At 64.4% G+C, this 15164-nt stretch carries 13 protein-coding genes; 7 read left to right on the top strand and 6 right to left on the bottom strand.

What is annotated here, in order from left to right:
* Nucleotides 1–3: 3 nt before the first annotated feature.
* The 7 genes from FJ430_RS29640 to FJ430_RS29610 are packed head-to-tail and all read left to right on the top strand — an operon-like array spanning nucleotide 4 to nucleotide 6280.
* Nucleotides 4–819, top strand: coding sequence for an MBL fold metallo-hydrolase (locus tag FJ430_RS29640; RefSeq protein ID WP_140709052.1), 816 nt, complete (start codon nucleotides 4–6; stop codon nucleotides 817–819).
* Complete coding sequence (locus tag FJ430_RS29635) at nucleotides 816–1838, top strand: zinc-binding alcohol dehydrogenase family protein (RefSeq protein ID WP_226891959.1); 1023 nt, start codon at nucleotides 816–818, stop codon at nucleotides 1836–1838. Before FJ430_RS29640 ends, FJ430_RS29635 begins: the two co-directional genes overlap by 4 nt.
* Nucleotides 1835–2689 (top strand): fumarylacetoacetate hydrolase family protein, encoded by an 855-nt coding sequence (locus FJ430_RS29630; protein ID WP_140709056.1) that lies wholly within the window; start codon nucleotides 1835–1837, stop codon nucleotides 2687–2689. The genes FJ430_RS29635 and FJ430_RS29630 overlap by 4 nt, the downstream gene beginning before the upstream one ends.
* A 4-nt stretch (nucleotides 2690–2693) precedes the next feature.
* Entirely contained in the window at nucleotides 2694–3755 is a 1062-nt protein-coding gene (locus FJ430_RS29625) for a Gfo/Idh/MocA family protein (protein ID WP_140709058.1), read from the top strand.
* Nucleotides 3752–4087, top strand: a complete 336-nt coding sequence (locus tag FJ430_RS29620; RefSeq protein ID WP_226891957.1) for a putative quinol monooxygenase — start codon at nucleotides 3752–3754, stop codon at nucleotides 4085–4087. The genes FJ430_RS29625 and FJ430_RS29620 overlap by 4 nt, the downstream gene beginning before the upstream one ends.
* Nucleotides 4084–5964, top strand: coding sequence for a hypothetical protein (locus FJ430_RS29615; RefSeq protein WP_140709062.1), 1881 nt, complete (start codon nucleotides 4084–4086; stop codon nucleotides 5962–5964). Before FJ430_RS29620 ends, FJ430_RS29615 begins: the two co-directional genes overlap by 4 nt.
* Entirely contained in the window at nucleotides 5930–6280 is a 351-nt protein-coding gene (locus FJ430_RS29610; protein ID WP_140709064.1) for a hypothetical protein, read from the top strand. Before FJ430_RS29615 ends, FJ430_RS29610 begins: the two co-directional genes overlap by 35 nt.
* 92 nt (nucleotides 6281–6372) lie before the next feature.
* Here the strand turns inward: FJ430_RS29610 and FJ430_RS29605 are convergent, their stop codons facing one another.
* The 6 genes from FJ430_RS29605 to FJ430_RS29580 all read right to left on the bottom strand — a co-directional run bounded on the left by FJ430_RS29605 (nucleotide 6373) and on the right by FJ430_RS29580 (nucleotide 15133).
* A complete protein-coding gene (locus tag FJ430_RS29605) occupies nucleotides 6373–7908 on the bottom strand; it encodes an SRPBCC family protein (protein ID WP_140709066.1) in 1536 nt (511 codons plus the stop codon).
* Nucleotides 7909–7918: 10 nt separating this feature from the next.
* Nucleotides 7919–8356 (bottom strand): SRPBCC family protein, encoded by a 438-nt coding sequence (locus tag FJ430_RS29600; protein ID WP_140709068.1) that lies wholly within the window; start codon nucleotides 8354–8356, stop codon nucleotides 7919–7921.
* Nucleotides 8357–8593: 237 nt separating this feature from the next.
* Entirely contained in the window at nucleotides 8594–10780 is a 2187-nt protein-coding gene (locus FJ430_RS29595; protein WP_140709070.1) for a flotillin family protein, read from the bottom strand.
* 89 nt (nucleotides 10781–10869) lie between these two features.
* The gene (locus FJ430_RS29590; protein WP_140709072.1) at nucleotides 10870–13089 is read right to left on the bottom strand and encodes an ABC transporter permease; all 2220 of its coding nucleotides are present in this window, start codon (nucleotides 13087–13089) and stop codon (nucleotides 10870–10872) included.
* Entirely contained in the window at nucleotides 13082–13867 is a 786-nt protein-coding gene (locus FJ430_RS29585; protein ID WP_140653988.1) for an ABC transporter ATP-binding protein, read from the bottom strand. The genes FJ430_RS29590 and FJ430_RS29585 overlap by 8 nt, the downstream gene beginning before the upstream one ends.
* 24 nt (nucleotides 13868–13891) lie before the next feature.
* A complete protein-coding gene (locus FJ430_RS29580) occupies nucleotides 13892–15133 on the bottom strand; it encodes an ABC transporter substrate-binding protein (protein WP_140653990.1) in 1242 nt (413 codons plus the stop codon).
* Between the last annotated feature and the right edge of the window lie 31 nt (nucleotides 15134–15164).

The raw sequence follows: 15164 nt of genomic DNA, 5'->3' as shown, positions 1-15164 counted from the left end.
CCGATGACGCTCCGATCCACGACCCGCATCCGCTTCCACGGCGTCGCCGCCTACGAGATTCTGACCGAGAACGGCATGCGCATATTGTGCGATCCCTTTCTCGATCAGAACCCCGGCGCCGCAACCAAATCCACCGAATTCGACCACGTGGATCTGGTGATCGTTAGCCATGCGGCCTTCGATCATCTGGGCGACACCGACAAAATCGCTGCCAAATATGGATGCCCGGTCGTCTGCGGCGGCGAGGTGAAGGCCTGGCTGATGGACCGCGGCATCGCCGCAAACCAGATTCGTGCAACCACCTGGGGCATCCGTGTCAAGGTGGCGGGCATCGAGATACAGCCGCTCGAATGTCACCACTGGTCGCAGATCAGGTTGAAGGACAATTCCTTCATATCAGGCGTGCCGATGGCCTTCATCGTCTATGCCGACGGGCTGCGTTTCTACCACTATGGCGACACAGCCATCTTCTCCGACCTGAAGCTGCAGGGCCAACTCTACAAGCCGAATGTCGGATGCATCGGCATCGCCAATCCGCAGGAGGTCCTGCATCTCAATCCGATGCCTGGCGAAATGCTGACGGGCGAGATGAGCCCCTACGAGGGGGTCCTTGCGGCCCAATGGCTCGGGCTCGAGACCGTGCTGCCATGCCACTACATCACCCTCGACGGCGACAAGGATGTCGCCGACTACATGAAGCATCACGGCGCGGCGAGGGCGCGCGGCGAGCCTATCGCCGACCCCTATCTGCTTCGGGCCGGCGACTGGATCGAATTCGACGCCGAAGGCAGGGTGGTGCGCCCCGCAAAGGCGGCATGATGCAGGCCGCCATTTTCGATCAGCCGCGGTCGATCCGCATCGCCGATGCGCCGAAGCCGGTCCCTGGACCGGGCGAGGTGCTGGTGCGCGTCAGGGCAGCGGGCCTGTGCGCCGGCGATCTCTATATCTACACCGGCAAAAATCCTTACGTGATCTACCCGCGCATCGGCTGTCACGAGATCGCCGGCACGGTCGAGGCTTACGGTCAAGGGACCGCCGGTCCGAAGGTCGGGACGCGTATCGTCGTCGACCCATTCATAGGCTGCGGCCATTGCTATCCTTGCCGGATCGGGAAGCGCAATTGCTGCGCCAACCTCACCATTATCGGTGTGCATCGCGAGGGCGGCTTCGCCGATTTCGTCACCGCGCCCGCGACCAATTTGAACCCTGTGCCGGACGGGCTGACCGATTTCGAGGCGGCATTCGCCGAGCCGGTCGCCATCGGCGTCCAGGGTTGCCAGCGTGCAATGGTCACCGCCGACGACACGGTCCTCGTTCTTGGCGCCGGTCCGATCGGTCTGGCGATCGTCGAGGTCGCGCGGGCGCTCGGCGCCAAAGTCTACGCAACCGACCTTTCGGCGGAGCGGCTGTCCACCGCCGCGGACATGGGTGCAACTCCGATCGCCGGCGGCGCGGGCCTGCTCGAGCGCGTGCTTGAGATCACGAACGGCGAGGGCATGCCGGTCGTCATGGAGGCGACGGGTGCGGCACCAGCGATGGAACAGACCATCGACCTCGTCGCCGCCGGCGGCCGCATCGTCATCCTCGGCCTCGTCAAGAAAGGGCAGGGCGTCACGTTTCCCGGCCTGGATTTCACCCGCAAGGAAGTCACGATCCTTGGGTCGCGCGCGTCCGTCGATTGCTTTCCCGAGGCGCTTGATCTGCTTGCGTCGGGCAAGATCCACTATCCCAAGATCGCCAGCAGCTTCTCGCTGTCCGAGGCACCCACCGTTTTCAAAACACTCGCTGACAATCCGATGGCCTTGCACAAGGCTGTCTTCGTTTCGGAGGCCGTATGAAATTCGTGACTTTCTCCCATAAGAAGGCGGGGCATCACCACCACGCCGGCGTCCTCGACGGCGAAGAGGTGGCGTGCCTCACCGAAGCCGGGCTAGCGGCGTCGGTGCTCGACATCGTGCAGGGCGGCAAGTCGGCGCTCGACAAAATTCGCGGCGGACTTATCCAGGCGCCGCGCTATGCGCTTGTCGATCTTACGCTCGAAGCCCCCATCCGCCCCGGCAAGGTTCTTTGCTCCGGCATCAACTACAAAGGGCATGCCGAGGAAAATCCTAACGCCAAGATGCCAACCGAGCCGTTCTTCTTCGCAAAGCTGCCGTCATCGGTCGTCGGGCCGGACGTGCCGGTCGAGAAGCCGGTTCGAACCGAACAGATGGACTACGAGGTTGAATTCACCGCCGTGATCGGCAAGCGCCTGCACAAGGCCGCGGAGGCCGATGTGATGCCGGCGGTCTTCGGCTACACGCTGCTCAACGATATCTCCGCCCGCGACGTTCAATTCAAGGACAACCAGATTACCATCGGCAAGAATTTCGCCGGCTTCGCGCCCATCGGCCCCTGCATCGTCACTGCCGATGAACTGACCAGGCCGGATGATGTGGCGCTGAAGACCCGGCTCAACGGCAAGCTGCTGCAGAATGGCAGCACGTCCGACTGGCTCTTCTCGCTGCCGCGGCTGATATCCTTCCTCTCACACTATGTGCCGCTTGAGCCCGGCGATCTCGTCTCGACCGGAACGCCGGCTGGCGTAGGCGCCTTCCAGAAGCCGCAGATCTTCATGAAGGCGGGCGATATCGTCGAGATCGAGGCGACTGGCATCGGCGTGCTCAGAACGCCGATCGTGGCCGGATAGAGGTATGGCCCGCCCTTTGCGCATTGGTGTGATCGGCTGCGGCTTCTTCGCGCAGAACCATTTGCATTCCTGGCGCGACCTCGCCGAAACGGGAGCGCAACTCGCTGCCGTTTGCGATGTCGATGCCGGCAAGGCGCGCGCGGCTGGGGAGCAGTTCGGCGTGCCGTTTTACTCGGACGCCGAAAGCATGCTCGAGGCCGAGCGCCTCGACGTGGTCGACATCGTCACACGCCATGACACGCACAGGCCGTTGGCGGAGATCGCCATCGTGCATCGCGTTGCCGCGATCGTCCAGAAGCCGTTCGCGTCGACCTGGCAAGACTGCGTTGCGATCGTCGAATCGGCCCGCAAGGCAAATGTATGGCTTGCAGTGCACGAGAACTTCCGGTTCCAGGCGCCGATGCGCGTGGTCCGCAAGGTGATCGACAGCGGCGCCATCGGAACGCCGAGTTGGGCGAGGATTCGCTTCAGGACCGGCTTCGATGTCTACAAGACCCAGCCCTATTTCTATGACGAGGAGCGGCTGGCGATTGCTGATGTCGGCATCCACATGCTGGACCTTGCGCGCTTCTTCCTCGGCGAGGTCGAGCACATCTCCAGTGAAACCCAGAAGCGCAATCCGCACGTTCGCGCCGAGGATACGGCGACCATGCTGCTGCGCCATGCAAGTGGCGCGGTGTCGGTTGTGGAATGCACTTACGAGTCGCGACGTCTGCCCGATCATTTTCCTGAAACGCTGCTGGTCATTGAAGGTCCCAAGGGCGCGATTTCGCTTGGAGCCGGCTGCAGGATAACGGTGACGGGTGATGGCAAGACCTGGACGCAAGATGCTGGCGCGCCGCTCCTGACCTGGACCGGTCATCCCTGGCATGTCGCCCAGCAAGGCGTGATCGGCGCATGCGGGCATTTTCTCGACTGTCTGCAGCGTGGCGTCCCGGCCGAAACCAGCGGTGAGGACAATCTCAAGACATACGCGCTGGTCGACGCCGCCTATCGCGCCGCGGACGAACGGCGCGCCATTCAACCCATGCAATGGAACCCCATTCACAACGGAGAGCCTGGATGAGCATGCTTTCCGAAGCGGCCTTTGCGCTGACCGTTGTTTTCGAGCTCGTCGAGGGAACCTTTCCCGAGTTCTACCGGCTCGTTTCGGAGAATGCGGCGTCATCCGTCGAGCTTGAGCCGGGATGCCTGCGCTTCGATGTGCTGACACCGCTGGGACCCCAGAAACCGTCGCAGATCTTCCTCTACGAGATCTATCGTGACCGCGCAGCCTTCGACCTGCATCTTGCTTCCGAGCACTATCGCAGCTTCGATGCCAGCACGCGCGACATGGTGAGCAGCAAGACGGTCGTGACATACAAAGTCGATGAGAACTTCAAGCAGGCGAAGCTGTGACAGCCGATCCGGATCCTGTGGCGCTCTACGGCACCGACGAGCCCCTGCCGGAACGACGGCTTCTGACTGCTGGATCGCTGACCGCTATCCTTGAGGACGGCAATCTGCGGACGATTTCCTTTGCCGGCGTCGAGGTGGTTCGAGCGATAAACTATCTCGCGCGCGATTCATCCTGGGGGACTTACAAGGCCGAGCTCTCCAATGTCTCTGTGGCGACGGAAGGGGACTCCTTCAAAGTAGGCTACGATGGACTCTGCAGCGGTCCGCAAGGCCGCTTTGCTTATCGAATGACGATTACCGGCGACGCTTCGGGCGAACTCAGCCTGGAGGCCGAAGGTGTTGCACTCACCGATTTTCCGACAAACCGCACGGGCTTCGTCGTGCTTCACCCTGCCGAGGCGGCGGGCGGAAAGCTGTCCATCCGGCACAGCAACGGAATGATCGAAGATACGATTTTTCCCTCTCAGATCAGCCCGGATCAGCCTGCATTCGACATCTCGGCGCTGACGCATTACCCCGCACCCGGCATGACCTGCACCGTCGCCATGGAAGGCGATGCCTTCGAGATGGAGGATCAGCGCAACTGGACGGACGCCTCTTTCAAGACCTATATCCGGCCGCTTTCAAAACCCCGTCCATATATCATTCGCAAAGATGCGCAGGACCGTCAGTGCATCACTGTTTCCGTACGCGCCGATGCGTCGGCAACCCAAAGGACAACCGGCGGCGTTGTAACTCTGACGCTTGGCGGACCTGCTGGACGCATGCCGTCTATTGCCTTGTTCCTCGATCCAGACGATTTGCCTGACGCGACGGCCAGCGCATCTTTGCTTGGGCCGGTTCCGGAGATCATTGTTCGCTTCGACAGCGCGCGCGGGCATGACGCTCGGATGCTGCGCAAATCAGCCGACCTTGCGGGTGCGCTCGGCGCCCGATTGGCGGTCGAGGCGGTTGTTGAAACGGTCGATCCCTCAGCAGAAGCAGCGGCCATTGCCGGTGCGATTCGTTTGTCCAAAGTCAAACCTAGCGCGCTGCTGGTTTCGCCCCGGCGCGAATTCAAGACGCGGCCCTCGAACCATTTGCCTACAGGCGAGCGGCCCGTCGGCGAACTGGTCGATGCACTCAAGGCAAGTGGCATCGATTGCCTGATAGGTGAGGGAACTCCCTCCCTGTTCACCGAATTCAACCGCAATCCGCCGAGCGGCGATGCGGATTTTGTCTTCTTCGGCAACAGCGCGATCGTGCATGCCGCCGACGAGCAGTCGGTCATGGAAACCCTGACGGTTTATTCAACCGTGATGGAGACGGCGCGGCTTTTATGTCCTGGCAAGTCGATCTGGCTGGGACCGTGCACGATCGGTATGCGACATAATCCTTACGGACAGTCAGTTGCGGCCAATCCTGACCTTATCCGGATACCTGCCGCCCGCATCGACCCGCGACAGCAAGCATTGTTCGGTGCCGCCTTTGCCGTCGGCGTGGCGACCCAGGCAGCCGCGGCAGCCGCCGATCGATTGATATTGGCAGCACCCACCGGACCTTTCGGGCTTTTGAATGAGGATGGCACCCCGCGACCGTTACAGGCCATCCATGCCCAACTCGTGGCTGCAGCAGGAACCCAGCGCTACGACGTCTCGGTCAATCATTCGGCAGTGGCGGCCGTCGCTTTTCAGCTCGCCGACGAAATCCGCATCCTGGCGGCAAATCTAACGCCGGCGCCGATCGAGATTGCGTTGGCCCCGACGGCAAAACTTCAAGGCGTCACTTGCGACGATCCGGAACTGGTGAATTCTCATCGGGCCAGCCACTCAGTAGGACCATACGGCTCTGTCGCTTTTCAGGTTGCCCGACACGGGAGACGAGGTAGGGGGCATTGACGAGCCCTACAAATTCGGCCCGGCGACCGATATCGTCGAGCTTCCCGTCACCTGGGGGCTGGACGATTATCCGGCCTTCGAGGTCGTTGCCGGCTGGAACCAGGGCTATTCGAATCCGCGCGACATTGAGGAAATCGGGTGGGATGACTTCCAATATGCGCTCGAGAACTGCAAGGGCGGCATCTACACGCTCCCCATGCATCCCGAATTCATCGGCCGCGGCCATCGCATCATGATGCTCGACCGGCCGATCCAGCGCATGAAAGCCTGCGCGGGCGTGCATTTCACCACGCTCGGCGCTTATGCCGCCGAATAGAAATCGCAGAACCCGCTCGAAAAATGGAAGTCGGAAAACCCGATGCGCACCGGCGTCAACAGCTTCCCATCGCTCCGACCGGCCGTGGGTGGCTACGGCAACAGAACGAGCGCCCCGCTGGTCTTGCGGGTTTCCAAGTCTCGATGGGCGTCCGCGGCTTTGGCCAGATCGTAGGACGCAGGCTGCCCGATCCTGACGGCGCGCTGGCGAAATGCCGTAAAGAAGCGGTCGACATGCGGCGCGAGCTTCTCGGGCGTGTCGGTGTAATGAGCATAGTTGGGCCGCGAAACGGTGATCGACTTCGAGGCCAGGCGGTCGATGTCCCAGGTGCCGACCGGCCCCGATGCCTGGCCGAAGCTGACGAGATGACCGCGTGTGGCAAGGGCCGCGAGCGAGCCGGCGAAAGTATCGACACCGACGGCATCGTAAATGACGTTGGCGCCTGCGCCGGCGGTCAGCCGCATCACCGCCTCGCTGAAATCCTCCCGGGAATAGACGATGACATGGTGCGCGCCGAGACGCTCGACGATGCGCGCCTTGTCATCGCTCGACACGGTTGCGATCACGGTTGCGCCGAGATGGCGTGCCCATTGCACCAGCAACTGGCCGATGCCACCGGCGGCGGCGTGGATGAGCACGACCTCGCCTGGCCGAACGGCATGGACGTCGTGCAGGAGAAAACTGGCTGCCACGCCCTTGAGCAGGCTCGCGGCGGCGACCTCGTCAGAAATGTCGTCCGACAGCCGCACCAACAGGTCGGCCGTCATGTTGCGGCGCTCTGCATAGGCGCCGACCGGCGGGCAGGCATAGGCCACCCGATCGCCGACCGACAGGCCGGATATTGCCGCGCCGACAGCCTCGATGACACCTGCCGCTTCCATGCCGGGAACGCCCGGCGGCCGCAGCAGATCGAAGAAGCCGGTGCGGCAATAGACGTCGATGAAGTTGACGCCGATCGCCATGTGGCGGATCCGCACCTCGCTGGGCGCCGGCGGCGGCAATGCGATTTCCTTCAGCTCCAGCACGTCCGGTCCGCCATAGCGCTCGACAAGGATCGCGCGCGTTGTTTCTCGTGTGTCCCGGGGCGGTGCTAGGATCGACGGCGCGGGGATCGAACGGGGTGCCACGCCTGTCGGCCTCGACGGCATGATTGCCGGCGACGGCCTTGCCTCGGCCGGCATGGCGGCATCGCGGCGTCCGAGGAGATTGCGGATCGCGGCAAAGCCGGCACGATAGATATCTTCGGCGACCAGCTTCACCAGTTCGTCGCGGCGATGCGCTGGCGGGTGGAATTCGGAGCGCCATTCCCAGAAGGTGGCGTTGCCGTCGGTCACCGGCTTCAGCCGTATCGACGCGACATAGCCCATCAACGGCAGCGGCGCCTCGAGCAGGCAGTAGCTCAGCCGGCGCTCCTTGTCGGACAGCGCCAGAAGCTGCTCGCGCAGTTCGCCGCCGCCGGCCAGACGGAAATGGCGCACGGCGCCGACCGCGTCGGCCGGCTCGCCGCCATCGATCTCGCTCGACGCGATGGCCGGGTGCCAGCGGTCGTGGCCGTTGAAATCGCGCAGGATGGCCCAGACCTCCTCGATCGGGGCATCGATGATCGTGCTCTGGCGGACCTGGACCATTCGCGGCGGGTCAGCGTCCGAAGCGCTGCTTCAGCGCGGTGAGCGCGGCTTGGAACACGCCGCTGCCTATCTGCTGCGTCAGCGCTGCCTCGCGCTCGGGGGTGCAATCGAACTCGGCCTGCCATTCGGCCAACGTCAAATTGCCGTCGGTTATCGGCGTCAGCGACAAGGTGGCGACATAGTTCTCCACCTGCATCGGGCTCTCCAGGATCGCGTAACTGCAGGAGAGGTCGTAGTCCGACAGCGCCAGCAGTCGTTCGCGGATCCGTCCGCCGTCCTTGAGCGTGAAACTGCGGATGCAGCCGATCCGGTCGGCATGCGCATTCTGCTCGATGCGGCTCTCGGCCACGAAAGGCGCCCAGTCGGGCAAGCCGTTGAAGTCGCGCACGACCTTCCAGACGTCCGCGGCCGGGGCCGGGATGACCGAGGAGACATAGACCTTGGTCATGCTTGAGAGCCGGCTGTGGGCATGGCGGTCCGAGCATTTATTGTCTCGCGCCGCGCCAGATCGACCCCCACTCCGTCGAGCTTCGCTCGACACCTCTCCCCCGATCGACGGGGGAGAGGAAAGGCGCGAGGCGATTCCAACTGGCTCCTTTCCTCTCCCTCCGGAGGGGGGAGAGGTGGCGCTGCGAAGCAGCGACGGAGTGGGGGAACCACTTGGCAAGAAAACACCGCCGTCACCTCAATGGTCGCGGTCGTCATCATCGTCCTTGGCGGCCTTGCCCTTGCCCTTCTTATCGCGGGCGAGGTTCGAAATGTCCTTGGCATCGCGCAGCACGTCGGTCATCCGTCCGAGCGAGCCGCCCTCGATGCCGATCTCCTTCATCAGATTGTCGATCATCGGCGCCTGCACCCGGTAGCGCAGCGCCGAATCGATCACCTCGTCGGTGACGTTGCGGTTGCCGCCAGATCCGCTGTTGATACCGTCGACATGCAGGATCTTGATGCCGTCGATCTTCTCCATCGGCTTGACGCTCTCGCGGATGATGCCTTCCATGTGATCCAGCAATTTGCCGCGCAGGCGCCCGGCGCGCGCCTCGCTGGAGAGAAGGTTCTCCGCTTCGTTGATCTGCCGATGGCCGGTCGCGTCGACCTCGTAGCGCTGGGCGGCGGCAAGGGCGTGGATCTTTTCCGCTTCCGCGGCGGCGACGGCCGCGATCTTCTGTGCCTCCGCCAGGCTCTTTGCGGCCTTCATCTCGGCGTCGGCGGCGGCCGTCACGCGAAGGGCCTCGCGCTCCGCCTCGCGTTGGGCGGCGATCAGGTCGGTCAGCTTGCGGCGCTCGGCGATCTCGCGCTCGCGGGCGGTCAGGGCTTGTTCCTCGGCCTGGATGGCTTTGGCGCGAACGGCTTCCGACGCGGCGATCGCCGAGGAGCGTTCCTGCGTCTTCTTGGCGATGTCGATAGCCTTCTGGATCTCAGCGATCTCGATCTTCTGGTCGCGGTCGACGCTGAGCTGACGAAGATCGCGCTCCTTGATGAGACGCGCCTCCTCGATGCCGCGCTCGGTGGTGATGCGGGCTCGCTCGACCTCTTCTCCAGCCGAGATCTCGGCTTCCTCGAAGGCCTGGCGCTTGGCGATCTGCAAGGCTTCGAGATGGCGTTCCCTGGCGATCCGCACCTCGTCGACGGCACGTTCCTGCTCGATCCGCGCGGTCTCGGTTGCCTGGTTCTCGACGATCTCGGCGCGGCGCTTCTCCGCCTCCGCCCTGGTTACTTCGAGCGCCTTTTCCGCTAGCGCGATCTGGCGTTCGAGCTCGGCTATTTCGAGCGCCTTCTTGCGTTCGATCTCGAGCCCGCTCTGCGCGCCTTCGCGCTCGATGCGCGCCTTCTCCAGCGCAAGTCCGAGAGCGATCTGCTCGCGCTCGGTCAATTCGCGCATCTTCATCTCGGCCTCGTCGAGCGCGCGGCGGCGCGCGATCTCGCGGCGCTGCGTGTCTTCCTCGCTACGGATGCGTTCCTCGGTGATGCTGCGCTCCTGGGCAAGACGCGATTTCTCCACCGCCTCGCGCGCGGAAAGTTGCGCCTGTTCGGCTTCCTGGTCGCGTACGGCGCGTTCCCTGGCGAGCTCGGAGCGCTGCGCCGCGCGGCGGATCTCGACTTCGCGCTCCTGTTCAAGGCGCGCATATTCGGTGTCGCGCTCGATCTCCAGCACCTTGCGCTGGGTGTCGAGGTTCTGGTTGCGGATGTCGACCAAAGTGCGCTGCTCGATCTCGTTGCGCATGCGGCGCCTGGTCTCGATGGACTCCGTCAGCTGCGTCAGGCCTTCGGCATCGAAGGCGTTGGACGGATCGAAATATTCGAGGCTGGTCTGGTCGAGGTCGACGATGGCGACGCTTTCCAGTTCCAGCCCGTTGGCGGTCAGCGAATCCGAAGCAAGCGCGCGGACCTTGTCGGCGTAGTCGCCGCGCAGCTCATGCATCTCTTCCAGCGTCATCTGCGCGGCGACGGTGCGCATGGCGCCGGCGAACTTGCCCTCCAGCAGTTCGCGCAGGCTCTCGGGCTGCAGCGTGCGGCGGCCGAGCGTCTGCGCGGCCGCGGCAACAAATTCGCGGCTCGCGCCGACGCGGACGAAGAACTCTGCGATGAGGTCGACGCGCATGCGGTTCCTGGTGATCAGCGCCAGCGCGTCCTCGCGGCGAACCTCGATGCGCAGCACCCCCATGTTGACCGGGGTGATCTCGTGCAGCACCGGAATGACGAAGGCGCCGCCATTGACCACCACCTTCTCGCCCAGGAAGCCGGTGCGCACGAACGCCGTTTCCTTGGTCGAGCGGCGATAGAGCCATCGCAAGATGTAGACGGCGATCACCACGACGACCGCGGCAACGATCAGCCACAACAGGAAAGCGCCAAAGCTCTGCGCGTCCATGATCTATTCTCCCCTACACAATCCGGTCAGTGCCAGGCGCCCGGCACCAATTTCGAAGATCCGTCCGCCGTCCGGTAAAGTCCAACTGTTCATGCCCGCCTCTGCAGTTTTGGGCCGATCGCGTGGAAAGCGCTGATCACCGCATCGACAAAGGGCATGTCGTTGATGTTGGCGCGCACCCGCTCGACATGGCGCTGGGGCGTCCGGCGAACGGTCTTTTCGATCGCTTCGAACAGAGCGTTGTCGGCTTCCGGATCGTGAAAGGGCTGGCCAGGCGCATCGAGCAGCGACACGCCGCCCTCGGGCAGCAGGAAGCGCACCGGTCCGTCCATGGCATTGAGCCGCCCGCCGATCCATTCGCCGAAGGCCCGGTTCTCGTCGCGGGTTGTGCGCATCAGCGTGACATTTGGATTGTGAATGACGAATTTGCGGCCGCGGAACTTTTCCGGCACGGTCTCGCGCGGCCCGAAATTGACCATGTCGAGCGCGCCGGCCGAGCCGACATAGGGCAGCCTTGTGCGGATCGCCGCTCCGAAACGATCCTCGGTCGCCGGGAAGACGCCGCCGACGATCATGTCGGCCACTTCGGTCGTGGTGAGATCGAGGAAGGCCGACAGCAGCCGGGAGTCGGCGAGATTCTCCATGGCGCGCCCGCCGATGCCGGTGGCGTGGAAGACGAGGCAGTCATAGTCGGCTTCGAGCCGTTTCGTCACCGCCTGCACCGCCGGCGTGGTGACACCGAACATGGTGATGCCGAGGGCAGGGCGCGCCAGCTTGCGCCTGGCGTCCCACGCCTCGGCATTGGGCAGTTGCGCGACCATGCCGGCCATGGCGTGGGCGGCGTTGGACAGCACCTGCTCGGTGATCGAGTTCAGCCCCTGAACATCGGCGACCGAATGGAACATCATGATGTCGGCGCCGCCGACATATTTGGCGACATCGCCTGCCGCCACCGTCGAGACCATCAGCTTGGGAATGCCGACAGGCAGAACCCGCATGCCGGACGTCGCCAGCGTCGTGCCGCCGGAGCCGCCCGCCGAGATGACGCCGCCGATGCGCGGTTCCCGCTCGATCCAGCGCGCGAAAGCCTCCGCCATGGCGCCGACCGAGCCGCCGCGATCGTCGGTGAAGACGGCCGAGGATCCGCGCGGGTGCATGCCGGCCACCTGCATGGCGGGCACGTCCGCGCTCGACGGCTTTCCCGACGTCGACAGGTCGACGGTGCGCACAGGCAGTCCGAGCGACTTCAGCCGGTCGGCGACGAAGCGCAGTTCCTTGCCCTTGGTGTCGAACGTGCCAACGACCAGCACGGTTTTGCCGATGCGCTCGGCAAAGGGGATGGCGAAGACCTTCCTCGGGTCGTCCTGGGGCGCCGTCTTGTCGACGGCCGCCTGCCTCAGTTCGGTGACCGGCACGTTCCAGCGGTTGGGCAATTGGGTGACGGGCCGATAGACGCCGTCGCCCCCCGCCGGCTCGAGCGATCCGGCGGACGCGCGGTCGACGCGATAGACGGCCGCCAGTTGCTCCTTTGCCTGTGCCGCTTCCGTCGGCGTGACAGGCGCTTCCTCGGCGTGGCGTCCGACGCCGAGCAGCCGCTGCTGCAGGTCGCGGTCGACGGCGAGCGCGGCCGCGTCCATCAGCCGGTTGATCCGGCCATTGACCATGATCGCGACCTGGCTGGAGACAGCGGTGGCGACGCCGATGTTCTGCTCGATCACGAGCACCGCCATCTCGCCTTCGGCGGCAAGGCCGACCAGCATCTTTTCGACCTGGTCGACGATGATCGGCGCCAGCCCCTCGGTCGGCTCATCCATCACCAGAAGCTTCGGGTCGCTGAGGAGCGCGCGCGAGATGGCGAGCATCTGCTGCTCGCCCCCCGACAGCTGCGATCCGCCATTGTGCCGGCGCTCCGCCAGGCGCGGAAAGGTCTGGTAGACACGCTCGACCGTCCAACTCGCGTCACGCCGATTGCCGCCGGCAAGGCGCAGATGCTCGTCGACCGTCAGGCTTGGCCAGACGCGCCGCCCCTGCGGCACATAGCCGACGCCGAGGCGGTGGATCTCGTGCGGTTCGAGCGCGGTGGTCTCGCGGCCGTCGAAGCGGATCGAGCCGGAGCGCGCGCGCTTCAGTCCGACGATGGTATTGCACAGCGTCGACTTGCCCATGCCGTTGCGGCCGACCACGGAAAGCACGCCGCTCTCCAGCGTCAGCGAAATCCCCTGCAAGGCATGGCTCTCGCCGTAGAAGACCTGCAGGTCTTCTATCTTCAGCACCGCCCTGGGGCTTTTGCCGGCGGGGCGTTCAGCCATGCTTGCCTCCGAGATAGATCTGTTGGACCTCCGGATCGGCCTCGATTTCCTGCGGCGTGCCTTCCTTGAACAGGTGCCCATTGTGCATCATCGACACGTAGTCCGCCACGCGCAGGGCGACGTCGAGATCATGCTCGATGATGATGAAACCGATATGCTTCGGCAGCGCGTTGAGGATGGCGACGAGGTCGCGCCGCTCGGTCGGCGAAAGACCCGCCGCCGGTTCGTCGAACAGGATGAAGCGCGGCGCGCCGGCGAGCGCCAGCGCGATTTCCAATTGGCGTTGCTGACCGTGGCTCAGCGTCGCCACCAGTGCGTCGCGATGGGCTTCGAGATGAACCGCCTCGAGGATCGATCGCGCCTGCACCATGTTGACGTCGGCGGCGGTGGGCCTCAGCAGCGAAAACCGCTGGCGCGAGACGCCTCGGCAGGCGAGAAAGATGGAATCGAGGACCGACAGCCCCTTGAACAGCTGCGAGATCTGATAGGTGCGGCGCAGGCCGCGGCGGATACGCTCGTGCGGCGGCAGGTCGGTGATGTCCTCGCCGAAGAAGCGGATGCGTCCGGCAGTCGGCAGGAAGTCGCCGGTCACGGCGTTGAACAGGGTGGTCTTGCCGGCGCCGTTGGAGCCGAGGACCGCGCGCCGCTCGCCGGCCGCGATCCTCATATCGATGCCCGAGAGCGCCACCAGCGCTCCGAAATGCCGCGCCACGCCATCGAGCTCCAGCGCGTAGGCACTGGTGCTCTGCAGACGGTTCGCGGCCAGGTTTTCGGTCACTGACGATGCTCTTGGCTCGTGCCGTTACGGGCAGCTCGGATTGTCGCGGTTGACCGCCCCGAGCTTCATGAACTCGTCCTCGGGGATGCCCAGCGTCTGGTTGACCTGCGGCACGACCTTGACCAGCTTGTTGAGAAGAGTGCCGTCCGAGCCTTCGGTAACCTCGGTCAGGAAGATGTCGGCGACCGCGTTGCGGTTCTTGTCGAGCGACACTTTGCCGGTCGGCGTGTCGAAGGAAAGCTTCGACAAGGCCTCGCGCAACTTCTTGCCGCCGTCGGAGACGTCGCCGCCAACCTGGTCGAGCGCCAGCAGCGTCGCCTTCATGTTCACATAGTAGCCATGGGCGAAGAGCGACGGCGAGGGGAAGGCTCCCGGCTGCTTCTCGTAGGCGTCGACAAACGTCTTCCAGGCCGGCGCGTCATTGGTGTCGGCGGTCGGTCCGGCAGACGGCGTGCCTTTCAGCACATCCTTCAGCTTGCCTTTCGAAGTCAGCACGGTCTGGTCGACGGTGATCGAGCCGCCGATGAGCGGAGCCGAGCCCCCGGCCTGCTGGTATTGGGTCAGGAAGTTGACGGCGTCGGCGCCGCCGAGCGCCACATAGATGGCATCGACATCCTCGGGGATCGCCGCGATGACGGAGGAGAAGTCCTTGTTGCCGATCGGCACCCAGGATTTCGACGGCACGTGCCCGCCGGCCTTGCAGAACTCGGCCATGAAGCCGAACACCTGCGTGTAGGGGAAGGAGTAATCCTCGGCGACGGTGGCGACCTTCTTGTAGCCCTTGTCGTTGAAGGCATAGGTGCCGAGGCCGGCCATCCACTGCGCCCCGTCGGTGGAAAAGCGGAAGAAGTTCTCGGCCGGATTGCGCAGCGTCGTGTCCTGCGCTGCCGAGGTGCCGTTGATGAACGTCACGTCCGGCTTGGTCTTGGCATAGTCCTTGACGGCGAGGCCTTCATCGCCCGAAAGCGGGCCGACCAGCACCTTCACGCCGTCCTGCTCGACAAGCTTGCGCGCGGCGCGCACGGCGCTGTCGGGCGAGGCGTCGGACGAGCCCTTGACGATCTCGATCTTCTTGCCGGCGACGGTGCCGTTGGTCTCGGCGACCGCCGTCATGGCGCCGCGTTCGCCGTCCTCGCCGAGCACCGTGAACGGCCCCTCGAAAGTGGCGAGCAGGCCGATCTTGATCGTGTCGTCGGCGGCGAGCGCCATCGAAGGCGCGGTCAGCCCGGTGAACAGCGCCAGGGCCAGCAGTGTACGTCTGTGCATTTTCGGTTCCTCCCGTTTGATTGGTCAGCAG

This window comes from Mesorhizobium sp. B2-8-5 (assembly GCF_006440675.2).
In the GTDB taxonomy this organism is placed as follows: Bacteria; Pseudomonadota; Alphaproteobacteria; order Rhizobiales; family Rhizobiaceae; genus Mesorhizobium.
The sequence above is the reverse complement of the archived record's forward strand: the minus strand, read 5'-3'. Positions and strand labels throughout refer to the sequence as shown.